13 protein-coding genes and 3 rRNA genes are annotated in these 25,118 nt (G+C 68.8%); 5 read left to right on the top strand and 11 right to left on the bottom strand.

Annotated features, from left to right (window positions below):
- Window positions 1-15: 15 nt before the first annotated feature.
- Genes ACN26Z_RS00815 through ACN26Z_RS00825 form a run of 3 tightly spaced genes read right to left on the bottom strand, consistent with a single transcriptional unit; the run spans window position 16 to window position 6,757 of the window.
- The gene (locus tag ACN26Z_RS00815; RefSeq protein ID WP_282236525.1) at window positions 16-837 is read right to left on the bottom strand and encodes a class I SAM-dependent methyltransferase; all 822 of its coding nucleotides are present in this window, start codon (window positions 835-837) and stop codon (window positions 16-18) included.
- Window positions 834-5,093, bottom strand: coding sequence for an alpha-(1->3)-arabinofuranosyltransferase domain-containing protein (locus ACN26Z_RS00820; RefSeq protein WP_421459586.1), 4,260 nt, complete (start codon window positions 5,091-5,093; stop codon window positions 834-836). The genes ACN26Z_RS00815 and ACN26Z_RS00820 overlap by 4 nt, the downstream gene beginning before the upstream one ends.
- Complete coding sequence (locus ACN26Z_RS00825; RefSeq protein WP_421459587.1) at window positions 5,090-6,757, bottom strand: substrate-binding and VWA domain-containing protein; 1,668 nt, start codon at window positions 6,755-6,757, stop codon at window positions 5,090-5,092. The genes ACN26Z_RS00820 and ACN26Z_RS00825 overlap by 4 nt, the downstream gene beginning before the upstream one ends.
- A gap of 259 nt (window positions 6,758-7,016) precedes the next feature.
- Between ACN26Z_RS00825 and ACN26Z_RS00830 the strand changes: the two genes are divergently transcribed.
- Window positions 7,017-8,177 (top strand): glycosyltransferase family 4 protein, encoded by a 1,161-nt coding sequence (locus tag ACN26Z_RS00830; RefSeq protein ID WP_282236522.1) that lies wholly within the window; start codon window positions 7,017-7,019, stop codon window positions 8,175-8,177.
- Between the two features lie 64 nt (window positions 8,178-8,241).
- Here ACN26Z_RS00830 and ACN26Z_RS00835 read toward each other — a convergent pair whose 3' ends face one another.
- Complete coding sequence (locus tag ACN26Z_RS00835; protein WP_013736401.1) at window positions 8,242-8,403, bottom strand: hypothetical protein; 162 nt, start codon at window positions 8,401-8,403, stop codon at window positions 8,242-8,244.
- Window positions 8,400-10,118 (bottom strand): hypothetical protein, encoded by a 1,719-nt coding sequence (locus tag ACN26Z_RS00840; protein ID WP_421459588.1) that lies wholly within the window; start codon window positions 10,116-10,118, stop codon window positions 8,400-8,402. Before ACN26Z_RS00840 ends, ACN26Z_RS00835 begins: the two co-directional genes overlap by 4 nt.
- A 242-nt stretch (window positions 10,119-10,360) precedes the next feature.
- Here ACN26Z_RS00840 and ACN26Z_RS00845 point away from each other — a divergent pair, with 242 nt between their 5' ends.
- Window positions 10,361-12,706: a hypothetical protein gene (locus ACN26Z_RS00845; protein WP_421459589.1), complete on the top strand. Its 2,346-nt coding sequence runs from the start codon at window positions 10,361-10,363 to the stop codon at window positions 12,704-12,706.
- Window positions 12,707-12,800: 94 nt separating this feature from the next.
- Here the strand turns inward: ACN26Z_RS00845 and ACN26Z_RS00850 are convergent, their stop codons facing one another.
- Window positions 12,801-13,556: an FkbM family methyltransferase gene (locus ACN26Z_RS00850; protein WP_282236519.1), complete on the bottom strand. Its 756-nt coding sequence runs from the start codon at window positions 13,554-13,556 to the stop codon at window positions 12,801-12,803.
- A gap of 171 nt (window positions 13,557-13,727) precedes the next feature.
- On the opposite strand from ACN26Z_RS00850, the gene ACN26Z_RS00855 reads away from it, so the two are divergent.
- Both ACN26Z_RS00855 and ACN26Z_RS00860 read left to right on the top strand, forming a co-directional pair.
- Complete coding sequence (locus ACN26Z_RS00855; protein WP_421459590.1) at window positions 13,728-14,987, top strand: polysaccharide biosynthesis protein; 1,260 nt, start codon at window positions 13,728-13,730, stop codon at window positions 14,985-14,987.
- Between the two features lie 179 nt (window positions 14,988-15,166).
- Window positions 15,167-16,981 (top strand): VanW family protein, encoded by a 1,815-nt coding sequence (locus ACN26Z_RS00860; RefSeq protein WP_282236517.1) that lies wholly within the window; start codon window positions 15,167-15,169, stop codon window positions 16,979-16,981.
- 448 nt (window positions 16,982-17,429) lie between these two features.
- Here ACN26Z_RS00860 and rrf read toward each other — a convergent pair.
- The 4 genes from rrf to ACN26Z_RS00880 all read right to left on the bottom strand — a co-directional run bounded on the left by rrf (window position 17,430) and on the right by ACN26Z_RS00880 (window position 23,594).
- Window positions 17,430-17,546 (bottom strand): 5S ribosomal RNA (gene rrf, locus ACN26Z_RS00865).
- A gap of 95 nt (window positions 17,547-17,641) precedes the next feature.
- Window positions 17,642-20,753 (bottom strand): 23S ribosomal RNA (locus ACN26Z_RS00870).
- A gap of 373 nt (window positions 20,754-21,126) precedes the next feature.
- Window positions 21,127-22,641: ribosomal RNA gene (locus tag ACN26Z_RS00875) — 16S ribosomal RNA — on the bottom strand.
- Together the 16S, 23S and 5S rRNA genes form the textbook arrangement of a ribosomal RNA operon.
- Window positions 22,642-23,342: 701 nt before the next feature.
- Window positions 23,343-23,594 (bottom strand): SCO4848 family membrane protein, encoded by a 252-nt coding sequence (locus ACN26Z_RS00880; RefSeq protein ID WP_421459591.1) that lies wholly within the window; start codon window positions 23,592-23,594, stop codon window positions 23,343-23,345.
- A 68-nt stretch (window positions 23,595-23,662) separates the two neighbouring features.
- Here ACN26Z_RS00880 and ACN26Z_RS00885 point away from each other — a divergent pair, with 68 nt between their 5' ends.
- Window positions 23,663-24,205, top strand: coding sequence for a hypothetical protein (locus ACN26Z_RS00885; protein WP_421459592.1), 543 nt, complete (start codon window positions 23,663-23,665; stop codon window positions 24,203-24,205).
- A gap of 17 nt (window positions 24,206-24,222) precedes the next feature.
- Here ACN26Z_RS00885 and ACN26Z_RS00890 read toward each other — a convergent pair whose 3' ends face one another.
- Window positions 24,223-25,068 carry a DUF6406 domain-containing protein gene (locus ACN26Z_RS00890; RefSeq protein ID WP_421459593.1) on the bottom strand — a complete coding sequence of 282 codons (846 nt, stop codon included), beginning with the start codon at window positions 25,066-25,068 and terminating at the stop codon, window positions 24,223-24,225.
- Between the last annotated feature and the right edge of the window lie 50 nt (window positions 25,069-25,118).

Below are 25,118 nucleotides of genomic sequence, written 5' to 3' on the forward strand. Positions count from 1 at the left end.
GAGGTTACTACCAAGTCACATAGCCACGCGACCCCCGGTCAGCTCTGATTTCTCCACCGCACCGGGCTGCCCGTCACCGGCCCTCCGCAGGACGAGCACGAAGTTCCACGCCGCCACCTCCCGAACGCCGGGCACCCGGATCACCCACCGCGCCCACCACGGGTGATAACGCGGCAACGCGTCCAGCACCTCGACGTCGCGGTTTCCCCGCGCCCAACGCAGCGTGTCCGAGATCGAGACCGGGAACAGCGTCTCCCGGTAGCGGTTCTTGGGCGGCCGTCCCATCCGTCGCTCGTAGCGACGGCGGGCCCGGTTGCCGCCGAGATAGTGCCAGGGCGCGGTCTCGTGGCCGCCCCACGGCGACAGCCAGGGGGTGTACGACACGAAGATGAGCCCGCCGGGACGGGTCACCCGCACCATTTCGTCGAGCATCCGGGGCGGCTCGGCGACGTGTTCGACGACGTTTGACGAGAACGCCACGTCCACGCTGCCGGTGCGGATCGGCAGCGCCGTGCCGCTGCCCCGCAGCATTCCCGCCACCGACTCGCCGGCAGCGGAGAAATCCCCGACGTCCGGATCCAGCCCCAGGTAGTGGGCACCGGCACCTCGGAAGGCGGCCGCGAAGTACCCCGGACCGCCGCCCACGTCGAGCAGCGTCCGGCCGGTCAGCTCGGTGTAGCCGGACACCTGACGGACCGAGTCGGCAGCCAGCAGGCCGTAGAAGTGGTCGGGGTCGGTCTGCTCCACCAGGAACGCCCGGAACAGCGCCACCGAGCGACGCAGCGAGGCGAAACGGCGTCGCTCCGCCCGCCGCGTACGGTCGTCCGCTGCCGTCACCGCGCCACCGTCCCGTTCTCGTCCTCGCCCCGGCCGGCAGCCGGCGGCCCACCGGACGTGCCCGGCGTCACATCATGCGGGATGGTTGGTCCGGGGCGTACACCGGGGACCGGGACGACCGCCGCGACCACCGCGCCGATCGCGACAAGCATCGCCGCCTGCACCCACGACCGGTACGCCCAGTCCTGTCCATGGCCCTGCAACCGACCGGCCACGGCGATCACGGTGGCCACGGTCAGCCCGCCGAGCACCACCACCGGCAGGGCGCGTACCGCCAACTGCCGCAGCAGCATCGCGGCCAGCACGATGGCCACCGGAAGCACCCCGCCCAACGCGGCGAGAAGCACCACCAGCAGCACCCCGATCGCCCAGGCGGGAGCCTCGGCCACGATGGCGTCCGCCGCGTCCCCGTTGCTCACTGCCCGGCGGCGCACCGGCCAGACGGCCAGCACCAGCACACCAACCGCCGCCACCGCGCCGGCCGCCAGGCCGCCCCGGTACGCCCGGTCGGGGGCGAAGACGAGCCGGATCTCGCCGCCGGCACCGGCCGGCAGCACCCACGCCTGCTGCCACCCGTCCACCCGGGATCGGACCAGCGGCGTTCCGTCGAGAGTGGCCGTCCAGCCGGCGTTGGCGTTCTCCGGCACCACCAGCAACGCCCGCTCACCCGCGGCGACCCGGACCGTCCGGTCGGTCGCCGCCCAGTCGAGCACCGTCACCTCCCGATGCCGGGGTGCGGGGTTCGCGTCGCCGTCCGGCCGCAGGGTCGCGTCCTGCACGACGAAGCCTGCCGACGGCGTGGTGGCCAGCCGATGCCCGCCCGCCGGCAGGTCCAGCACCGCACCGTCCTCGCCGCAGACCCGGACCGGCACCGGCCGCCCGGCCAGCACGTCCGCCAGGCTCGCGGAGACCGAGGTGTCGTACCGGAAACCGTCAAGCTCGACTGTCGGTCCGTCACCGCAGCGCTCCACCACCCGGGTGTCGGTGTCGATCGGCTTCAGCAGGCTTGCCAACGCCGGGATCTCCACCTCCGCGATTCCGGCCGTGGCGGGCCAGCCGTTGCCCCGCAGATCCGCCAGCCGGTGCTCGGTCTCCCGCACCACGATGTCGAGCCGGTCGGTACGTACCGCCGGGAAGGTGACAGTCCCGTCGGCCTCGACCGGCACCTGTACCTCGCGGTCGGGCGTGTGGATCTCCACCTGTCGCGGCAGCGACCCGATCGGCAACTCGCTGCCCCGCAGCCGCAACCTGTCGATGCGACGCTCACCGGACCAGCTCAGCCTCAGGGTGGGACGCAGGTCTCCGGTGCCGGCCAGCCAGGTCGTTCCCGGGTCACCGTCGATCGCCGCGTGCGCGGCCACTGCCGGGTCGCCGCTCAGTCGGGACGACGAAGCCGCCCGCACCTTCGTACCGGACAGCGTCAGCTCACCACCCGGCCGCGGCACCGCCGACAGCTCCAGCCGATACGTACCGGCGGCCGGGTTGCGGAACAACCGGTCCAGGCCCAGCGGCTCCTCACCGACCCGGGCGAGGAACCGGTCGCAACGAATCACCGTGCCGTCCGGCCGGAGGGAGGCTCCGCCGGAACCACCAGCGGGCACCGACTCCGGGCCGGTCTGCTGCGCCGGATAGCACGCCGGCCGGTCCGCCGGCCCACGGCTGAACGCCCAACTGACCGGCGTCGACAGGTCGTCCGGCAGATCCGCCGGGGCCCGTAGCGCTCGGCGCGGTTCGGTGTCCGGAATGGACAGCTCCTCGATGCCGACGGCACCGTCGAGCCGGCCGCCGGTCACCGACAGCACCGTCACCCGGATCCGGCTGGTGGGGCCCGGCAACGTGTAGTACGAGTGCCCGCCGAGCGTGTCGGCAACGTCGTGGTCCACCGAACCCCGATCGGTGGTGAGTCGGAACCGTTGCACCGGCCAGCCAACCGCCAGATCGCTGACGAACGCGAGTCGCACGCTGTCCACCTGGCGTGGGGTGTCCAGATCCACCTGAAGCCACTGCCCGACCGGTCCGGCCAGGGGCGCCGAGTGCCAGGCGGTGCCGTACTCCCCGTCAACGGCGGCGAACGGCAGGCGCGACGGGTCGGCCGGGCCGAGACTGTCCACGAAGCTCGCGGCCGAGGACGCCGTCACCTCACGGATGCCCTGGTAGGTCGCGGTCGTCTGGTGCTGCTCCCCGGCGAAGGGCAGCACGTCGAGGGCGACGCGGCCCTGTCGTCCCGCCTCGTTCGCGGTCAACGTCTGGGAGAGGTTGTCCCGCACCCGGCCGATGTCGCGCTCCCGGCGACGCAGACCGTCCGTGACGATCCACCGGCCACCGACAGCGTCAGCCGGGGAGTCGTCCCGGTCCCCGGCGAGCACCACGGGCCGGTCCCGTTCCACCACCCCCTGCTCCAGCAGGGGAAGCAACGACTCCGGACCACCGCTGACTGTCGGCACGTCGGCGGTCAGCACCGCCGAGGCGGCCGGCACCGGCCGCTGCACCTCGTACACCTCGATCGCCGGTAAGGAACCGGCGCCATCGTCCACCGGGCTGCCGAGTGTCCGGGACAGCGCGTCGGTGGTGCCGAAGGTGGCCACCCGCCCGATACCGGGCGAGTCGGCCAGTGCCCGGCGCAGCACCGTCACCGGCGGAGCGTCCCCCTGGGTCCGGTCGATGTCGTTACGCAACAGCAGATGCCGGAAACCGGAGCGGGCGAGCAGGTCGGCCAGGCCGGTCGAGCCCCGGCCGCTGGCCAGCACCTCCTCGACGGTGTCCATCATCCGGGTGTTGCCCGCCGAACCCAGCGGCACCTGGTGGCGGACCGCCCACGGCGCTCCGGCCAACGCCTGCAACGGCTCGTCGACGGTGCGTCCCCAGTCGTACTGCCCGAAGCCGGAGCCGGGCACCACCAGGGTGCGGGCCAGCGCGTCACGGTCGGCCAGCCAGGTCGCCGCCGATCGCCAGTGCGGCGGCAGGTCGGACCAACCCGGGCCGGGACGCAACAGGCCCAGCCAGGCCGGCGCGGCAGCCCCCAGCACGAGCAGCAGCACCGGCACGAAGACCAACGGTCGCAGCCGGATCCCGGGCCTACGACGGGCCAGGGCGTGATGCATCCGGGTGGCCACCGCGTCGACGCCGTGCGCGAAACCGAGCATCAGTGGCAGCCGAAGCACCGGGTCGAGCTTGTGCACGTTGCGGAACGGCGCCAACGGGCCGTCCAGCAGATCACGGACCAGCTCGGAAAGCGGACTGTCCACCGCCCCGACGTAGCCGATGGTGAGCAGGGTCAGCCCGGTGAGGAACCCGGTCACCAGGAAGCGTCGCTGCGGCAGCAGGTTGCCGGCCAGCCCGGCCAGCCCGACCAACGCCACCACCGCGGTCAGCGCCATCAGCACCGGATGGTCGATCAGCAGCCAGCCCGCCGGCCACCACGGCTCGCCCTGCACGATGTACGCGACCCACTGGTTGGTGCCGCGTACCGCCTGGAACAGGGAGGCCACCGCGGTGGTCGTGGTGGATGACTCGATGTAGTCGAGGAAGGGGAGGCTGTACTGGCCGAGCAGCACCAGCGGCACGATCCACCACAGGCAGACCCCGACGACGCAGGCGCACCACCAGGCGACCAGCCGTACGTGCTGCGCGTCCCACCGCCGGGTGAGCAACCAGACGCCGGGCAGCAGCAGCGCCATCAGCACCACCGCCGCGTTGATCCCGCCCATCCCGAGCACGGCCAGGGCGGAGAGCGCGGCGGCCCGGCGCGGTGACCCGATCCGGCGTACGGTCACCAGCGGCAGCAGCACCCAGGGCAGCATCGAGGCGGCAAGCGTCTCCGAGGAGAGCGCGCCCACCTCGGTGAGGATGCGCGGGGCCAACGCGTAGCCGAGCGCCGCCGCGTACCGCGTCGGTTCGGTGCCGATGTCCAGCGCCCGGGCCAGCCGCAACAGCCCGTAGAAGGCGGCGGCCAGCAGCAGTGCCGTCCACAGCCGCTGGGTGATCCACGGCGGCACCGCCAGCCACTGCCCGGCGGCGAAGAACGGTCCCATCGGGAAGAGGTAGCCGTACGCCTGGTTCTGCAACTCTCCCGAGGTGGCTTCCGGGTTCCACAGGTGCAGCGCCCGGGCCATGAAGTGGATCGGGTTCGCGGCCAGGTCGAGCTTGGTGTCGAAGGTGACCTGACCGGGCCGCTGGCCGAAGGCGATCGCGGTGAGCAGTAACAGCGACAGCACCGTGCCGGGCGAGCGGCGCAGCCGCGCCGGAATTCTCCTCATCGGCGGCACTCCGGTGGCAGGCAGCTCAGGTCGGCCAGCGCCGAGAAGAAGATGCGCCGCATCCCGCCCGGCTGCTCGGTGACGAAGACCCGGCCGCCGGTGACCTTCGTGATGGCCTCCAGCTCCTCCGGGTCGATGTCCGCGCCGAGACCGATGAAAATGATCGGCAGGGGGCGGCGTGGTTCCTGCAACCGCTTGAGTTCGGCCAGGAAGTCGGCCCGCCCGATGGTGTCGTCGTCCTCGTTGCGCCCGTCGGTCATCACGAGCACCAGGTTGATCCGGCCCGGGGTCCAGTTACGGCGCGCGTCGCGGTACGCGGCCAGCGTGCTGTCGTACAGCCCGGTGCCGCCCTGCGGCTTCACCGCGATCTCAGCCAACGCCTCGGTCAACCGTTTGCGCTGGCCACCCAGCGGGCGCACCGGCAGGACCTCGCGGTAGTCCCGGTCGCCGTCGACCTTGGTGGAGAAGGCCCAGATGCCGAGTTCGCTGTTGTCCAGCAGCAGCGCCGCCCCTTCCCGGGCAGCTCGCACCGTGGCGTCGAGTCGGGTGCCACCGGCCGGTACCGGTGCCGCCATCGAGCCGGAGATGTCCAACAGGGTGAGGATTCGGGCGCTGCGCTGGACGCCGCTCCAACCGGTCAACACGTCGCTGACCGTCTCCTCGGCGGGTAGTGGCACCGGCCGGCGTTCCTCGGCCCGCAGCCGGTCGTCCTCCGGCATGGCCGGCGGGAAACCGGCCGCGGTCCGGAAACCGTAGTAGGCGAACACCTCCCGGGCCTCGCCGGTCAGCAACGTGTCGAGGAACGCGCCACCGGCGTCCCGAGCCCGCCCCTGCGCGGCGGGCAGCACCACGTAAGGCAGATCCAGCCAGGGCACGTCGACCTCCGGGTACGCCGCCACCAGCTTGCCGCTGGCCGCCAGCGCATTGTGTTCCAGCACCGCCTGCTCGCTGGCGGCGACGACGCTCACCCGACCCGGCAGGTCCTGGTTCGGAGTCAACGAGCTGGCTTCCTCGGCCGGGCTGAAGGTCCGCTCGGCGAGCCGACGCAACGTGGCCGCCACGGTCGCGGCCGAGTCCCGGTTGTCGTCGGCCAGCGCGCGGGCGCCGAGCAGGGCGCTGACCCCGGCCGGGTCGGCCGCCGGATCGGGCAGCCCGACCTGGACCGTTCTCGCCCGGGTGCCTAGAAGCGACGCCCAGTTCAGCGGCTTGTCCGGCCAACCGGATCGACGCGCGATCCGATCCGTGACGGCCAGCACCACCGGGGTGCTCGCCACCGACGTGCCCTGTCCGGGCACCTCGAAAGCACCGGCGGCACGGGCCCGGCGCAGCCAGAACGTCGATTCCGGTAGCCACGCGTCGGCCACGTCGCCATCGTTGGCGAGTTCCCGGGCGACCGCCGCCGACGGCCGGGCCTGCACCTCGACGGAGACGCACGGTTGGCTTCCGGCGTTGGCTCGGGCCACCCGGTCGAGGGCCGGGGCGATCACCGGAGCGGCCACCACCCGGAGGCGGACCTGTTCGACGCAGGTCGGGGTGCCCCGATCGGCCCGGATGTACGACACCGCCGCCCAGCCGGCAAGCAGCAGCACCAGGGCGGCACTGAGCAGCACCACCGGTGAACGGCGGGACAGGACGCGCGCCGGCGCGGGACGGTCGGCAACCACCGCCGCCTCACCTCCTCGTCACGCCTGCGGACGATGTCCAGCCGCAGGTCACAACACCTGCCGCGACGAAATCGGCCACCAGACACCGGGCATCGCACGCGGTTGCGCTGCACACCCTGCCAAGGTTTCCGCCCGTCGGCAAACCCCTCGTCCACGACCCGTTACCGGATCGTCGCCGCCAGATCTGCCCATTGCGCAGCCGGGCCGGACCGCCCTAGGGTGGCGCGATCGTGCTCACTTACTCACCAGTAGGAGCAGCGTGGACAACACCGACACCCCCTCCCGCCACGTCCTGTTCCTCAACTGGCGAGACACCACCAATCCCGAGGGCGGCGGCTCGGAGGTCTACATCGAGCGGATCGCTGCCGAACTGGTCACCTTCGGTCACCGGGTGACTCTGCTCTGTGCCGCCCACGGCAACGCCGGGCCGGCCGGGACCACCGAATCCGGCGTACGCGTGCTGCGCCGCGGCTCGCGGATGACCGTGTACCTCCGGGCGGCGCTGGTCTGCCTCGCCGGCCGGTTCGGCCTGGGCCCGCTGAGCCGGCGCGGTCTCGGCCGACCCGACCTGATCGTCGACGTCTGCAACGGTGTGCCGTTCTTCGCCCCGCTCTACGCTGGGCGGCCGGTCATCGCGCTGGTCCACCACGTCCACCGGGAGCAGTGGCCGGTGGTCTTCGGGCCGTGGATGTGCCGGCTCGGCTGGTGGATCGAATCCTGGCTCGCGGTACGGCTCTACCGGCGGTGCCGCTACGTCACGGTCTCCGAGGCGACCCGCGCTGAGCTGGCGACCCTCGGCGTCGACGCCGAACGGATCGACGTGGTACCCAACGGAACCCCTCCGGTTACCGGCCCGTCCCTGCCCCGCACCCGCAACCCGTCGCTGCTGGTGCTCGGCCGCCTCGTTCCGCACAAGCGGGTCGAGATCGCCCTGCGTGCCGTCGCCGAGCTGGCTGCGGAGCTACCCGAGTTGGAGCTGGTGGTAGCCGGGCAGGGGTGGTGGGAGGAGCCGCTGCGCGAGCGATGCGCCGCCCTCGGGATCAGCGACCGGGTACGGTTCACCGGCTTCGTCAGCGAGGAGGAAAAGCACGCCCTGCTCTGCTCGGCCTGGCTCGCGCTCACCCCGTCACTCAAGGAGGGCTGGGGTCTGACCATCGTGGAGGCCGCCGCACGCAGCACTCCCACCGTGGCCTTCAGGTACGCGGGCGGGGTCGCCGAGGCGATGGTCGACACGGAGACCGGCCTGCTCGTCGACGACGAACAGGAGTTCACGGCGGCCGTTCGGGAACTGCTCGCCGACGATGTCCGGCGCAAGGCGATGGGCGAGGCGGCCCTGTCCCATGCCGCCCGCTACACCTGGACAGCGACCGGTGCCCGGTTCGCGCAGCTGGTCGCGGCGGCAACTCTTCGCACCGGCTGACCGGCCGGTGCTGGACACGACGAAAGGCGCCCGCCTGCTGCGGGCGCCTTTCCGCCGTTCGAGGTCAGCGCGTGCCGTACAGCGGGGCCTCGGTCTGCTCACTCACCTTGGAGTTGGCAGCCTCCTTGGCGGACGGGCTGAGCACGTTCGCCAGACCGACGCTGCCGAGCATGCCGAGCACGACCCCGAGTACCCCGACGGCGACGAACGCGGGCAGGTTCCTCATCCACCTTCTCCTTCCGCGGGACTCGCGTGCCGGGACGCTACCACGCGGTAGCACCATTGCGCAGTGCCCGAAAAAACGAGGACCAGCACCACCGTTCCGGCCAACAGGTGCGCCAGGCCCACCGGACCGGGGTGGCTCGGCCGCGCTGCCGGACGCCACGCCGGATTCTCGTACAACGCCAGCTCGGCACCGGCGTACACCGGCCGCAGTCCGGCCAGTGTCGCCGGGTCCGGTGTCGGGCCGGCGGCGCGCTGCACCAGCACCCAGCGCGGACCGGCCGCCGCCACCGGCTCGCCGGCCGCGAGCAGTTCGCGCAGCCGAGCGGCGCGGGGATCCTCCCCGGCGACGGCGGTGCCATCCACGCGCAGCGTGTCGTCGATCAGGACCGGCACGCCGAGGTACCGGGGCGCCGGATCGATCACCACCCGGCCACCGTTCCAGGCGTAGCTCTGATACTCCTGGAACGGCAGCGACACCACCTCGCCGGGCCGCTCGTCGACGAGCCGCGCCACCGTGTCCCAGTCCGCCGGCCACGCCACCGGCCGCAGGCGTCCCGCGCCGCCGACGGCGAGGTCGGGCATCACCGCCAACGGCAGCAACGCCGCGCCGGCCAGCAGCACCCGCCCGGTGGCCAGGTCGAACCGGGCCGCGAGGCGGCCGGCCAGCCGCTCCGCGCCGAGCGCCCCGGTGACCGCCAGCAGCAACACGTACGGCACCAACAGTTTCTGCCCGTCGCGGAGCAACCCGGCACCGGGCACGGTGGTGACCAACCAGCCCAGCAGACCGGCCCCGCCAGGCAGCACGCCGAGCGCGGCACCCAGCCACGCGGCGCCCGCCAACAACCCGAGCCGACCGATGACCGGCCGCGACCAGCGACGCCACAGCACCGGCACGCCGTACCCGGCGACCGCCAGCACCAGCAGCGTCGCCAGTGGCACCAACCATCCGCTGCGGGAGGCCGGGGTGGCCTGTCCGTTCCAGATGCCACCGGTGCCGGCCAACGCCACCAGCGGCCCCGCCCAGTTCTCCGCTCGGGCGGCGAAGACCGCCACACCGGCCGGGTCGGACCGGCCGGCACCCGAGCTGACGAACCCGGCCACCAGCCACGGCGCGTTCAACAGCAGCGTCGTACCCACCCCGGCCAGCGCCGTCCGGGCCGCCCCCGGGTACTTCCCGACCAGCAGCACGCTGACCACGAGCAGGGCGAGCAGACCGCCGGTCGGGGTGATCGCGGACGCCGCCACCGCCAGCAACAGCCGACGCAGCGCACCCCGCTCGGCGCCACGCACCCCGATCGCGGCCCGCACCAGCCAGGGCAACGCGGCGTACGCGACAAGCAGCCCCCACTGCCCGATCAGCAAACGCTCTGCCAGATACGGCGTCCACGCGTACCCGAGGGCGGCCACCACCCGCACCCCGACCCGCTCCGTCGGCACCAGCCGCGCGGCGCCCAGCGCGGCCAGGTAGAGAATCGCCACCAGCACCAGTCGTTGCAGCAGCCACCCCGGGAGCACCTGCGAGGCCAGCGCCACCACGGCGTCCTGCGGAACGGCCCGGGGCAGGGCCGTGGCCGGGGCGATCACCTCCCAGCTCAACGCCGGCCGGGGCACGAAGACCATGTCGTAGCGCAGCACATACCCGGGCAGGGCCAGCGGCGCGAGCACCACCGCCGTCACGGCGGCGGCCACCGCGTGCGGCACCAGCCGTTCCCGCATCCGTCGACCTCACCACTGCCGGTGCGCGGCGACCGACCGCGCTGGTGGCGGCCACTGTACGCGGCCCGCGGCGACCCTCCCCCCGTCACCACCGAACCATCCGTTGACCTGATGGGATGGGCGACGGCAGGTGTGGCAGTCTTCCCGCCATGGCAGCGAACCCTTCTCCACCTCCCCGCACGGTCGACCGGACCGGTGGGCCGGACGTGCTGCGTCCGGGCCGGGTTGGTGAGGGTACGTCGATGGCTGCGGACGCTGCCTCCGCGTCCGCTCGCACCGGTCGGCTGGGTACGGACCGGATCCGGACGGCGGCGCTCGCCATCGTCGCGCTCAGCGTGCTGTGGCGTGCTCAGGTAGCCTCCGGCGGCTTCCTGGCGGCCGACGACTACGTGATGATCACGCAGGCGGCCGAGTCGAACCTGACCGTCGAGCACCTGCTCGCCCTCTACAACAACCATCTCATGCCCGGCGGTCGGCTGCTCACCTGGCTGATCACCGAACACGTCGGCATGGCCTACTGGCCGTACGTGCTGCTGATGGCGATCGGCCAGGCGATCCTCGGCATCACCTTCTTCCGGCTGCTGCGTCGACTGCTGCAACCGTCCTGGCTGCTGCTCCTGCCGCTCGGCGCGCTGATGTTCAGCCCGCTGACCCTGGAAGCCACGTCCTGGTGGGCGGTCGGGGTCAACATGCTGCCGATGCAGATCGCCATGGTGCTCGCGGTGGGCGCGCAGGTCAGTTATGTGCAGACCCGACGCAAACGGCACCTGGTCACACTGGCCCTCTCCGTACTGCTCGGCCTCGTCTTCTTCGAGAAGGCGATTCTGGTCGTGGCGCTCGTCTTCCTGCTCACCGCTGCCCTCTACGCCGAAGGCGGCTTCTTCCGCACCATCTGGACCACCATCCGCCGCTGGTGGCCGTCCTGGTTGCTGCTGACCGTCCTGTCGCTCGGCTTCCTCGCCGCCTACCTGGGCAACTCGGAGTCTTCCCTGCGCCGGCCGGCATCGGCCGGTGAGGTGTTCTCCTTCCTCACCCAGATGCTCGGGTCCACCGTGGTACCGGGACTGGTGGGCGGCCCATGGCAGTGGCTGGGCGCAGGCGACGGTGCCCCGGTCGCGGCACCACCGGAACTCGGCACCTGGGTGGCCTGGACGATCTTCGTTGCCCTGGTCGTGGCGACCGTCCGCCGTCGCCGTCGCGCCGGACGCGCCTGGCTGCTGCTCGGGTCGTACCTGGTGCTGGTGGCCGCGATGCTTGCCGCAACCCGACTCGGTTCGACCTTCAGTGGGGTCGCCGGCGGCGTCCCCCGTTACGTAAGTGACGTCGTCGTGGTGGCCGCCATCTGTCTCGGCGTCGCCGTGGTGGGGCTGGCCCGGCCGTCCCGCTTTGCCGGCGCGACCGAGCCACCCACCGTCGACACGCCTCGAACGACGCCCATGGCCCTCCCGGAGCCGAGAGACGGCCGGGCCCCGGACAGCGGCGTCCCGCAGACCGTGGCCGCGCCGAGCGCCACAGCACCCCCGGAACACCCGACCGCACCCCCGGAACACCCGACCGCGCCGGTGCTGGCCGAGGCGGTCCGGACCGGTCGGCCTGCGCGGGTGGTGGCCCGGCTCGGCGTCATCCACGCCGAAGCCCCCGTCGACCCCGAGCCGGATCCGGCATCGACGACCGCGCCGGACGTGACCCCGCCGACGGCATCCGTCGCCGACTCGGTGCCGGACGCCGAGGCCGGTGCCGTCCGCGCCCCTGACCCGGTCGTCGAGCCGCACCCCAGCAGTTCCCCGGATGCCGGTGACGCCTCGACCGCCGGCCCACCGCCACGCGACGCCGACGACCGACCGACCGGGCCGGACCGGCGACCGCCGGCCGCCGCTCCGTCCGACCCGCTCGGGCCTCCTCCTCCCGGGCTGCTCGGCCCACTGCCCGAGCGCTACCGGGAAGCGGTGAACGTGATGCTTGCCCTGATGCTCGTCGCCGTCTGCCTGGGCACGGTGTGGACCACGTCCCGGTACAGCGACGAGTGGGCAGTCAAGTCGAGCCGGTCGTACATCGACACCGTTCGGATCGAGATGGCCAGCGCGCCGCCCGACACGGTGTTCTTCGACGCTCCGGTCCCGGACAACGTCGTACCGAGCCTGTCCTGGCCGTACAACCTGCAGTCACGCTTCTTCCGTGCCTTCGGCACCCGTCCCACGTACGTGGACGAGGCCGACCACGTCTCGGTCTTGGACGCCCTCGGCCGGATCCAGGTGGCCACGATCGTCGGTAGCACGATCCAGCCGGGGCCGCAGGAAGGCTGCGGCTACCTGGTCGCCAGCGGGCAGACGGTACGCATGCCACTCAACGAGCCCCGGGACGACTGGCACTGGGTGGCCCGTATCGGCTACCTCAGCTCGGCGGACGGCACAGCCACCCTGCGGTTCGGCACCGGAACCGCCGAGTTCCCCGTCAAGAAGGGCCTCAACCAGCGCTTCTTCCGCATCGTCGGTGGCGGGGACGCGGTCGAACTGACGGTGGCCGGTAGCGACGTGTCGCTCTGCACCAACGAGATCGCGATCGGCAACCCGGCGCCCAAGCCCGAGTAGGCCCAAGCCGGTCGGCGGCGGGGCGAGCCTCGGCCCGCCGCCCGCCGGTCACCCGGGCCCGAACAGCTCGGTCACCCGGGCCCCAACAGTTCGGTCACTCGGGCCGGAACAGCACCGAGTTGACGTACCGGGGGCGGGGCCATACGACCCGGCGCGCGAAGCCCTGACCCACCCGGGCGATCGCCGCGCGCTGATGCCCACCGAGGTCGAAGTCGGCCAACGGCACCCACGTCCGATCCGGCAGCACGTACCCGCGATAGCCCCAGCCGGTCAGCAGGTCCAGCAGCGGCTCCACCGGCTGGATCCGCTCCTCGACCTCGATCAGCAGCACCGGCCGGTCCCGCCGGACGGTCCGCTCCGCACCACGCAGGGCGGGTAGTTCGTGACCCTCGATGTCGAGCTTGATGAAACGCACGTCGGTCAGGTCCAGCGAGTCCAGCGTGATCCTTCGGACGGAGACCGCAGGGCCCTGGGCCGCGTCCTCCAGCGAGGAGGTGCCGACGATCGCCCCACCCTCCGGCAGGTAGAGGGTGGCCGTGCCCTCGTGGTCGGAGACGGCTGCCTCGACCACCTCGACCTGCGGGAAGGCCACTCGGAGCTGCCCGGCCAGCGCCGCGGTCGGCTCCACCGCAACCACCCGGTCGGCCCGGCGGAGCAGTCGGGCCGTCCACGGCCCGTACCAGGCGCCCACGTCGACGGCGGTGCCCCCGGCCGGAACGAAATCGGTGAGCCGGGCAAGTTCCGGCTCCACCCGTGGGTACGCGCGGCGGATCGCTCCCGCCAGCAGTCGGGCAGGTAGCAGCGCCGCCAGTCCGGAGGTCGCGGCGGGGGCCAGCTTCGTCGACGCCATGGGGCAGCACACTAGACGTTTCCGGGCCTGCTGGGCAGGGGCCACCGGTGCGGGGCTGTCGGAACCGTCGAGCTGCCGATACCGTCTTCCGGTCGGGCCGCCGTCCCGACCGGATCGCGGCCCGAAGACGCCGGGTCGTCCGCGCGGACGACCGACACGACGCGGAGTGGCATGGCCCAGACCACGAGCAGGGACGTCGCACGGGTGCGACTCGGCGCGGCGGGTGCCGCGGTCACCGTAGCGACCGTGGTGACAAATGCGCTGGCGTACGTCGTTCCGATGCTCGGTGCGCGCCGGCTCACTCCCGCCGACCTGGGCGCGCTGGCGACGGTGCTCGCGCTGGCCGCGATCGCGGCGGTACCCGGCTTCGGTCTGCAGATCGCGGTCGCCGCCCACCGCGCGCGGAGGGGCGCTGGTGACACCGGCCCTCTCGGGTTGCGAACCGCAGCCCTCACGGCTGGGGTGACAGTCGCCGCGGCACCGATCTTGACCATCGCCCTGCGGCTGCCGCTGGCACTCACGTTGCTGCTCGCGACCACCACGTTCGCCACCGTGCTCAGCGGCCGGTGGCTCGGAGAACTCCAGGGGCAGCAGCGTTTCCTGCGGCTCGCCGCGGCGATGGTCGCGGTGGCCGTCGGCCGCTACGGGGGACTGGTCGCCGGGCTGCTGCTCGGTCGGGGACCGGAGATGTGCCTGTTCCTGACCACCGTGACCGGCCTGTTCGCGCTGCCGCTGGTGGCCCGTCTCGCCAGTTCCCCCGAGTACCCACGACCAGTCGACCCGGCCACGTCCGGCCCCGGTGACGTCGACGCGACCGGGACATCCCCGGATCCGAGCCCTGCTGCGCGGCGGCTGGGGGCACGGCAGGTGATGACGGCGGGCGGAGCGACGCTGGCGATGCTCACCATCTCGTACGCGGACCTGATCCTGGCCCGCCAACTCCTACCGGCGGCCGCTTCCGGCGCGTACGCCGTCGGCGCGGTCCTCACCAAGGGTGCCCTCTGGGCGCCTCAGGTCGTCACGCTGCTGGTGCTGCCCCGGTTGGCCCAGGGTGATCGCCGGGCCCGGCTGGTGGCACTGGCGCTGATCCTGACGTGCGGGGCGGTCCTGGTGGTCAGTTCGGCGGTCGCCGGTGAGTTGGCCTTCCGGCTCGTCGGCGGCGCCGACTACCTGCACCTGGCCGGGACGGCGCCGATGTTCGCGGCCGTCGGAGCGCTCTACGCGGTGGTGTTCATGCTGGTGAACGATCGGGTGGCGACCGCCGCCCGCTGGCCCGCCGCGCCGCTGTGGCTGGCGACGGCAGGGTTGACGGCGGCAGCCGCGCTGATCGCGCCACGCACCGTGACGGGAGTGCTTACCTGCTCGCTGACCGTCGCCACCCTGGCTGCCGTGGTGATGGCCTGGCTGGTGTTCGGGCGCGGTCGGCGCTGACACGCGGGAGATCCGACCGTCACCATGAGTGATAATTCGGCATGCTCGCCACGCCGAACGGGCACGACTGGGGATCCGTGCCCACTCGGGCTCCCCGACGGTGGTCTGGTTGGCTACCGTGGTTCTCTTCCGGAGAAGGAACCCCGGCTCCGCATGCGGTATGTCGCTAAGAGGTAGTTGTGACGCTGTACGGCGAAGAACGTCCCCCGCCGGCCGACGACCGGCCCACGGTGCAGGTGACTGCGGTCAACTGGCCGATCGAGGAGCCGGCGCGCCCGGCACCCGTCCCGCCGGGCGGTGACCGCCCCCGGTTCAGCCGGTTCCGGCTGCTACTCGCCGCCGGCGTGGCCACCGCCGTGCTCGGCTCGGTGGGCGCGGTGGCCGTCTGGGCGTACGCGGGCGACGTGCCACGCGGCACCAGCGTGCTCGGCACCGAGCTCGGTGGGCGCAGCCGGACGGAGGCCGCGCGGGAGCTGCGGGCGCAACTGGACCGCCGGGCCGCCGAACTTCAGGCCCCCATCCAGGTACGCGTCGGCGAGCGGACGGCAGAGATCAATCCCGCCGAGGTCGGGCTCACCGTCGACGTGGACGCCACCGTGGCCGCCGCCGCAGCAACAAACGCCCACGCCGTGGACCGCCTCGTCGGCTCGCGGGAGATCGAGCCGGTGGTCGCGGTCGACGTGCCGAAGCTGGAGGCCGCGCTGAAGAAGCTCGTCGGCGACCAGGGCCGGAAGATGACCATGCCGGCGATCACCTTCTCCGGCACCAAACCGAAGGTGCGCTACCCGAAGCCCGCACTCACCATCGACCCGGAGCACTCCGCCGACGCCGTCAAGCAGGGCTGGTTGAGCGGGCAGCCGGTGACCGTCCCGTTGGTGGAGAACCACCCGGCCACCACCGCCGAGGAGGTGGACCGGTTGGTCGCCGAGTTGGCCGAGCCGGCGGTGGCGGCACCGGTCAAGCTGACCACCGAGCGTGGTTCGGTCACCATCCCGCCGGAAGCCATCGCGAAGGGCCTCCGTTTCAAGGCCGACAAGACCGGCAAGCTCACGCCCAGCGTGGACGTCAAGAAGCTGAAGGCCGCGCTCGGAAGCAAGCTCGACAGCGTCGAGGTGGCCCCGAAGGACGCCACGATGACCATTTCCGGCGGCAAGCCGAAGGTGGTCGACGGGCGGGCCGGCAAGCAGGTCGACACCGGCGATCTCGGCCCTGACCTGCTCGCCGTACTCCCTCGCGGCGAGGGTCGTACGGTCTCCGCCGACCTCAAGCCGGTCGAGCCGAAGCTCACCGCGGCGAAACTGCGCAGCCTGGGGATCAAGGAGAAGGTGTCCTCCTTCACCACCAACTTCACCGGCGGGCTCTCCTCGCCGCGCAGCCAGAACATCGTGACGATCGCCAACGACGTGAAGGGCACTGTGGTTCTGCCGGGCGAGACGTTCTCGCTGAACGGTCACACCGGCGAGCGCGGCTACGCACAGGGCTACCGTGACGCGCCGGTGATCCTCGACGGCAAGCTGGTGCCGGGGGTCGGCGGTGGCACCTCACAGTTCACCACGACCCTCTTCAACGCCACGTACTACGCCGGCCTGGAGGACGTCGAGCACAAGCCACACTCATACTACTTCAGCCGCTACCCGGCGGTCATCGAGTCGACCATCTTCTGGCCCAACCTCGACTTCAAGTTCCGCAACAACACCGACTACGGCGTCCTGATCGACACCTCCTACACCGGCAGTTCGGTGACGGTGTCGATCTGGAGCACGAAGATCTGGGACAGCGTGAAGACCGACTACGGTCCCCGGCGCAACATCACCTCGCCGAAGACCGTCTACCTGGAGCCCGGGCCGACCTGCATTCCCGCCAGCGGCAGCCAGGGCTTCACGCAGGACGCGTTCCGGGTCATCAAGAAGGACGGCAAGGTCGTCAAGCGGGAGAAGTTCAGCTGGACCTACAGCGCCGAGCCGCGCTTCATCTGCGCCAAGGAACCCACCTGACGTCCACCGGGCACCAGCTCCGTCACGGCCCCGCCAGCCTCGCGCCGGCGGGGCCGTTTCCTCAGGTACCCCGCAGCCCGCTGTCCCGTTGCCCGGCTCGCCCAGTCCAGGGTTCTGCCGCGCCCGCTGCCGCCACGTTCACGCCCTGTGGCAGACATCAAGGGCCCGCGCCGAACCCAGGTCCCGGCCGTTCCCCGGCCGTTCCCCGACCCTCACGGGTCCCAGCCCGTGGCGTTCCGCGGGATGCCGCATCCCAGGTGATCCCCCGCCCGGGAGACTCCGGCATACCGAAAGTCGGGGCTCTCACCGCCGCAGAGACCCATACGTGCCGCGATTCGGGGACGTCGAGTGAACGATGCGGGACGTCGATTCCAGGGGCCGGGGCGGTTTCGGTACGTGGAAACGACTTCAGGGCCACCCCGTTTGGGGTGGCCCTGAATCGAAGAATGTCCGGCGGTGTCCTACTCTCCCACACCCTCCCGGGTGCAGTACCATCGGCGCTGGAGGGCTTAGCTTCCGGGTTCGGAATGAGACCGGGCGTTTCCCCTCCGCCATGACCGCCGTAACCTTATCAACATGTCAAACAACACCAACACCAACACGCTTGTCGGGGTGTTGTTTGTTTGTTGTGAGTTACACAGTGGACGCGTAGCAACTTTGATAGTCAAGTCCTCGGCCTATTAGTACCGGTCAACTGAACCCGTTACCGGGCTTACATTTCCGGCCTATCAACCCAGTCGTCTAGCTGGGGGCCTTACCCCCACAAAGTGGGGTGGGATACCTCATCTTGAAGCAGGCTTCCCGCTTAGATGCTTTCAGCGGTTATCCCTTCCGAACGTAGCTAACCAGCCGTGCCCCTGGCGGGACAACTGGCACACCAGAGGTTCGTCCGTCCCGGTCCTCTCGTACTAGGGACAGCCCTTCTCAAGTATCCTACGCGCACGGCGGATAGGGACCGAACTGTCTCACGACGTTCTAAACCCAGCTCGCGTACCGCTTTAATGGGCGAACAGCCCAACCCTTGGGACCTGCTACAGCCCCAGGATGCGACGAGCCGACATCGAGGTGCCAAACCATCCCGTCGATATGGACTCTTGGGGAAGATCAGCCTGTTATCCCCGGGGTACCTTTTATCCGTTGAGCGACACCGCTTCCACACGCAAGTGCCGGATCACTAGTCCCGACTTTCGTCCCTGCTCGACCCGTCAGTCTCACAGTCAAGCTCCCTTGTGCACTTGCACTCAACACCTGATTGCCAACCAGGCTGAGGGAACCTTTGGGCGCCTCCGTTACCCTTTAGGAGGCAACCGCCCCAGTTAAACTACCCACCAGACACTGTCCCTGAACCGGATAACGGTCCGAAGTTAGATACCCGAATCAACCAGAGTGGTATTTCAAGATTGCCTCCACCCATACTGGCGTATGAGCTTCACCGGCTCCCACCTATCCTACACAAGCCGACTCAAATACCAATGTCAAGCTATAGTAAAGGTCCCGGGGTCTTTCCGTCCTGCCGCGCGTAACGAGCATCTTTACTCGTACTGCAATTTCGCCGGGCCTGTGGTTGAGACAGTGGGGAAGTCGTTACGCCATTCGTGCAGGTCGGAACTTACCCGACAAGGAATTTCGCTACCTTAGGATGGTTATAGTTACCACCGCCGTTTACTGGCGCTTAAGTTCTCCGCTTCGCCCCGAAGAGCTAACAGGTCCCCTTAACGTTCCAGCACCGGGCAGGCGTCAGTCCATATACATCGAATTACTTCTTCGCATGGACCTGTGTTTTTAGTAAACAGTCGCTTCCCCCTGCTCTCTGCGGCCATACAACGCTCCACCCGCGCGGGGCTTCACGTCTCCGGCCCCCCTTCTCCCTAAGTTACGGGGGCAATTTGCCGAGTTCCTTAACCACAGTTCGCCCGATCGCCTCGGTATTCTCTACCTGACCACCTGTGTCGGTTTGGGGTACGGGCCGCTCGGAACTCGCTAGAGGCTTTTCTCGGCAGCATAGGATCACTGACTTCACCTGAATCGGCTCGGCATCACGTCTCAGCCTTCATGACGTGCGGATTTGCCTACACGTCGGCCTACACGCTTACCCCGGCACAACCACCGGCCGGGCTCAGCTACCTTCCTGCGTCACCCCATCGCTTGACTACTACCCGCCAGGTTCCCACGCTCCCCCAGCTTGGTCCGAAGACCGCACCAGGCTCGGGTGGTTAGCACAACGAGGTTCATCAGGGACGCTCCTTCGCGGGTACGGGAATATCAACCCGTTGTCCATCGACTACGCCTCTCGGCCTCGCCTTAGGTCCCGACTCACCCAGGGCGGATTAACCTGGCCCTGGAACCCTTGGTCATCCGGCGGAAGGGTTTCTCACCCTTCTTTCGCTACTCATGCCTGCATTCTCACTCGTGCCGCGTCCACAACTAGGTCACCCCGCTGCTTCACCCCCGGCACGACGCTCCCCTACCCACCCACACACCTGCACACCACCCCAAAGAGTGATGCGAAGTCATTGTGTGAGTGCCACAGCTTCGGCGGTGTGCTTGAGCCCCGCTACATTGTCGGCGCGGAACCACTTGACCAGTGAGCTATTACGCACTCTTTAAAGGGTGGCTGCTTCTAAGCCAACCTCCTGGTTGTCTATGCGACCCCACATCCTTTTCCACTTAGCACACGCTTAGGGGCCTTAGCTGGTGATCTGGGCTGTTTCCCTCTCGACTACGAAGCTTATCCCCCGCAGTCTCACTGCCGCGCTCTCACTTACCGGCATTCGGAGTTTGGCTGATTTCGGTAAGCTTGTAGGCCCCCTAGACCATCCAGTGCTCTACCTCCGGCAAGAAACACACGACGCTGCACCTAAATGCATTTCGGGGAGAACCAGCTATCACGGAGTTTGATTGGCCTTTCACCCCTAACCACAGGTCATCCCCCAACTTTTCAACGTTGGTGGGTTCGGCCCTCCACACGGTCTTACCCGCGCTTCAGCCTGCCCATGGCTAGATCACTCCGCTTCGGGTCTAGAACATGCGACTCAAACGCCCTCTTCAGACTCGCTTTCGCTACGGCTCCCCCACACGGGTTAACCTCGCCACATGCCACTAACTCGCAGGCTCATTCTTCAAAAGGCACGCCGTCACCCCGCAAGGCTCCGACGGATTGTAGGCGAACGGTTTCAGGTACTATTTCACTCCCCTCCCGGGGTACTTTTCACCATTCCCTCACGGTACTCGTCCGCTATCGGTCACCAGGAAGTATTTAGGCTTACCAGGTGGTCCTGGCAGATTCACGGCAGATTTCAGGAGTCCGCCGCTACTCGGGAACACCCACAGAAGACCAGCAGCTTTCACCTACCGGACTATCACCGTCTACGGTCGGCCTTTCCAGACCATTCAGCTAACCACTGGCTTTATCACTCCTCACACGAGTGTCAGCTCGTGTAGCAGGGTCCCACAACCCCGACCACGCAACCCCTGACAGGTATCACACGCAACCGGTTTAGCCTCAATCCGCTTTCGCTCGCCACTACTCACGGAATCACATGTTGTTTTCTCTTCCTACGGGTACTGAGATGTTTCACTTCCCCGCGTTCCCTCCACACACCCTATGAGTTCAGGTGCAGGTGACACCACATGACTGATGCCGGGTTACCCCATTCGGACACCCTGGGATCACAGCTCGGTTGACAGCTCCCCCAGGCCTATCGCGGCCTCCCACGTCCTTCATCGGCTCCTGGTGCCAAGGCATCCACCGTTCGCCCTTGACAACTTGACCACAAAGATGCTCGCGTCCACTGTGCAATTCTCAACAAACAACCAACCCACAACCCACCGTCTCCCACCAGCCCGGCAACCACCGGCGGTATGAGAAACCAGGCCATGCCTGGCGCCACTCAGGACACCACGTCCCAAGCATCGGCTCTGAAAGACAACCACCACGGGTTGTTCCTTCAGGACCCAACAGGGTGCCCTACGCCTCCCCCAGCCGCACCACAACCCCGTTCCCACCACCCCACAGGGCAGCTGTACTAGGAAATTCCGGCCGTTGCCGAGGAAAACTCGCCAGTGTCTCCGCCAATCGAGCACCCCGACCCGACATCCGCGGGCCGCGGGCTCCATACCAGCCTTCGCTGGATGGTGCTCCTTAGAAAGGAGGTGATCCAGCCGCACCTTCCGGTACGGCTACCTTGTTACGACTTCGTCCCAATCGCCAGCCCCACCTTCGACGGCTCCCTCCACAAGGGTTGGGCCACCGGCTTCGGGTGTTGCCGACTTTCGTGACGTGACGGGCGGTGTGTACAAGGCCCGGGAACGTATTCACCGCAGCGTTGCTGATCTGCGATTACTAGCGACTCCGACTTCACGGGGTCGAGTTGCAGACCCCGATCCGAACTGAGACCGGCTTTTTGGGATTCGCTCCACCTCACGGTATCGCAGCCCATTGTACCGGCCATTGTAGCATGCGTGAAGCCCTGGACATAAGGGGCATGATGACTTGACGTCATCCCCACCTTCCTCCGAGTTGACCCCGGCAGTCTCCCATGAGTCCCCAACCGAATTGCTGGCAACATGGGACGAGGGTTGCGCTCGTTGCGGGACTTAACCCAACATCTCACGACACGAGCTGACGACAGCCATGCACCACCTGTCACCGGCCCCGAAGGACCCCACATCTCTGCGAGATTTCCGGCGATGTCAAACCCAGGTAAGGTTCTTCGCGTTGCATCGAATTAATCCGCATGCTCCGCCGCTTGTGCGGGCCCCCGTCAATTCCTTTGAGTTTTAGCCTTGCGGCCGTACTCCCCAGGCGGGGCGCTTAATGCGTTAGCTGCGGCACAGAGAACCGGAGAGGCCCCCCACACCTAGCGCCCAACGTTTACAGCGTGGACTACCAGGGTATCTAATCCTGTTCGCTCCCCACGCTTTCGCTCCTCAGCGTCAGTATCGGCCCAGAGACCCGCCTTCGCCACCGGTGTTCCTCCTGATATCTGCGCATTTCACCGCTACACCAGGAATTCCAGTCTCCCCTACCGAACTCTAGCCTGCCCGTATCGACTGCAGGCCCGCAGTTGAGCCACGGGTTTTCACAGTCGACGCGACAAGCCGCCTACGAGCTCTTTACGCCCAATAAATCCGGACAACGCTCGCGCCCTACGTCTTACCGCGGCTGCTGGCACGTAGTTGGCCGGCGCTTCTTCTGCAGGTACCGTCACTCGCGCTTCGTCCCTGCTGAAAGAGGTTTACAACCCGAAGGCCGTCATCCCTCACGCGGCGTCGCTGCATCAGGCTTCCGCCCATTGTGCAATATTCCCCACTGCTGCCTCCCGTAGGAGTCTGGGCCGTGTCTCAGTCCCAGTGTGGCCGGTCGCCCTCTCAGGCCGGCTACCCGTCGTCGCCTTGGTAGGCCATCACCCCACCAACAAGCTGATAGGCCGCGAGCCCATCCCAAGCCGAAAAACTTTCCACCCACAAACATGCGTCCGCAAGTGAATATCCGGTATTAGCCCCGGTTTCCCGGGGTTATCCCAAAGCCTAGGGCAGGTTGCTCACGTGTTACTCACCCGTTCGCCGCTCGAGTACCCCGAAGGGCCTTTCCGCTCGACTTGCATGTGTTAAGCACGCCGCCAGCGTTCGTCCTGAGCCAGGATCAAACTCTCCAACAAAAACCTGAAGGAAAATCCATCCCAGCAACAAACAAAATTGTTGCCAAAGGAATCCAAACCAACCAGAAAAACTGGCCAGCCCGGGAATCAAACAAAAATTTGGCACTGGCATATCAAGCACCCTGTTGAGTTCTCAAAGAACAACCACACACCATCAGACAACCCCACAAAGGGCCACCATCCGGGGCACCACACCCGCCACAACCGCGCCGGGCACTTTTACTACGTTACCTCACCGTCTGCGGCGAGTCAAACCGGCTTGTCCCGGTCCGTCACGCTTCAGGTGGTTCGGCACCCGCGACCGAGCACAGCGGTCACCCGCTCGACTCGGTCATCGGATTTGGCAGGCCGGCCGCTGCGGTTTCCCGCACGCTCGCCCGGTTCCCTGCCGGTCGTAAACCTTACCCGGTCGGTTCCGCCCCACCAAATCCGCCCCTCGGCGGCCCGGTCGAGCCCCACCCGGCCGAGTCCACAGAGGACGATGTCCTCGCGAACCCGGTGCCAGTCGGAATCTGACTCTCAGTGCTTTCGCCCTGTTTGCCCGTTCCGCGCTGGCAGAGAGAAAGTTACGCGCCCGGCGGAGTGATCGTCAAATCGGCGCGGAGCGGTCCCCGTCACACTCGTTGAAGCCTCGGCTTCGGTGCGTCCAGCCCACCCTCCACACGCCAACGGAGACAACCGAGCGGCGCGTGGACGGCGGCTCAAGGCGTACCGCGTCGGGACGCCCGCCAGCCGCGAAGGCCCAGCAGACCCACAGCCGTGCCGATAGCCAACGACGCCGCGATGAGCAGTGCGTGCACCCACAGGAACGCGGTCGCCGGCCAGGCCCCGGCAACCCCGCTCGCCCACGACCTCGGGTCGTTCCAGATGGCTACCGCAAACCTTGGCCAGATCACCCAGGTCCATATCCCCACGCCGGTGAGGAACAATGCCCAGCCGCGTGACAGCACCATGGTCGGCGAGTATGCCAGCGGCCGGACCGGGACGTCGGCGGAAGCCTCCGATCGGTACGGTGGGTCGCATGAACCCCCTGCGGAGCCGCACCAACGCGGAGGCGCACCTCTACATGGATCTGCACCCGTGCAACTGCGGGGAGACGCGTTTCCCCCGGCAGAGCGCGGTGGTGGCCCTCGACGACGGTGATCTGGCCAGCCGGTACACGGGCGCCTGCGTCGGATGCGGCCAGGAACGGGAGTTCCTCTTTCGGCTACCGCCAGCGGCACCGCCGGCCGGCGGTGGTGTCCGCTATGGCGGGGACGAGCCCTCCCAGTTACTCGACCCGGGGGAATGGCTGCTGGTCTCTGACGCGTACGCCGGTCAGGTGCCGGCCGACCCCGGGGGCGGTGAGGCCGGTCAGCGGGCGCGGGCCGCGCTGACCCGGGCCGTGGCCGCACTTGACGAGGTCGGCAAGTTCATCCCGCCAGATGGAGCCGTCGTCCCAGCGAACGCCTTCACCACGGACCGCGGCCGCCAGCTGCACCAGCGCGAGCCCGGCCGGTTCCGGCGCGACCGCCTCACCGCCGTCCGCGACGCGTACGCGGGCATGCTTTCCCGGCTCAGCTGAACAGCACTGTTGTCCGGCTACTTCTGCCCGCCCTCGTCGTGGCTGGAGTTCGAAACAGCAGTGGGGGGTACGAGCCGTGCCGCCGGATGATCTGCCTCATCCGTCGGTGTCAGCCGACCGATCAGCTCCCACATCGACCCGGCCACCTCAGCGAGGCTCCGTTCCCGGCCGGCCGAGGCGGCTGGCCCGGCAGGGCCGACCAGGTCCAACTCGTGCACGAAGTAGACCGACTCGTCGCCCCTTCTGCTGGCTGAGACCACGAGCAGCCCGCCCGACGGATTGGCGATCACCAACCAGTCCGGCGACAGCCAGGGATCCCGGTGCACACGTTGGCCGTGTGCCAGGTCGATCGGGGGGCGTTCGGGGTGCACCCCGAACAGCGGGCGCTCCGGCAACAGGGTGAACGGCACGCCTGGGATGTGATGTTCCGTCTCAGGCTGTGCGCCGTTGGTCCGGCCAAGCCAGTCGCGATAGCTTGCTGGCAGCCGAGCGCCAAGGGCTGCCTCCAACGCCTGGAGTTGTGCTTCCTCCAGTTGGCCATAGGCCCGTAGCCGGGCCGGCCTCCAGAGCCGACCGGTGGGCGGATCCAACACCTCGTTCTCGTCCACCCGACGGACGGTGACCTCCCACTCGTCCGCACTGGCCATGTCCAGATCTGCGAAGCGCCAGGTTTCCTCTCCCACCGGAAAGGTCCCGCCGAGGGTGACCTCGTGGGCGGAGTCATCTCCGCCCGCAACGGGCATGACGATGATTTCGGCCCGCACCGACGACCCCACGTCGACCCAGCCAACCGCGAACCGGGCCAGGCCGACGCTCGTCGTCGTGTTGTTCCGGACGGTGGCCAGATGAGTAAACGAGCGCACCAGTTCCCCTCCCGGTTCTAGCTCAGGTGGCGTAACGAACGGCCGGGCCG

This window comes from Verrucosispora sp. WMMD703, assembly GCF_049178935.1.
In the GTDB taxonomy this organism is placed as follows: domain Bacteria; phylum Actinomycetota; class Actinomycetes; order Mycobacteriales; family Micromonosporaceae; genus Micromonospora; species Micromonospora sediminimaris.

What these genes read in the sequence shown, in the direction of transcription:
- ACN26Z_RS00820 (WP_421459586.1), bottom strand. Translation starts at nt 5,093, where the DNA reads ATGAGGAGAATTCCGGCGCGGCTGCGCCGCTCGCCCGGCACGGTGCTG.
- ACN26Z_RS00835 (WP_013736401.1), bottom strand. Translation starts at nt 8,403, where the DNA reads ATGAGGAACCTGCCCGCGTTCGTCGCCGTCGGGGTACTCGGGGTCGTG.
- ACN26Z_RS00840 (WP_421459588.1), bottom strand. Translation starts at nt 10,118, where the DNA reads ATGCGGGAACGGCTGGTGCCGCACGCGGTGGCCGCCGCCGTGACGGCG.
- ACN26Z_RS00845 (WP_421459589.1), top strand. Translation starts at nt 10,361, where the DNA reads ATGGCTGCGGACGCTGCCTCCGCGTCCGCTCGCACCGGTCGGCTGGGT.
- ACN26Z_RS00850 (WP_282236519.1), bottom strand. Translation starts at nt 13,556, where the DNA reads ATGGCGTCGACGAAGCTGGCCCCCGCCGCGACCTCCGGACTGGCGGCG.
- ACN26Z_RS00855 (WP_421459590.1), top strand. Translation starts at nt 13,728, where the DNA reads ATGGCCCAGACCACGAGCAGGGACGTCGCACGGGTGCGACTCGGCGCG.
- ACN26Z_RS00880 (WP_421459591.1), bottom strand. Translation starts at nt 23,594, where the DNA reads ATGGTGCTGTCACGCGGCTGGGCATTGTTCCTCACCGGCGTGGGGATA.
- ACN26Z_RS00885 (WP_421459592.1), top strand. Translation starts at nt 23,663, where the DNA reads ATGAACCCCCTGCGGAGCCGCACCAACGCGGAGGCGCACCTCTACATG.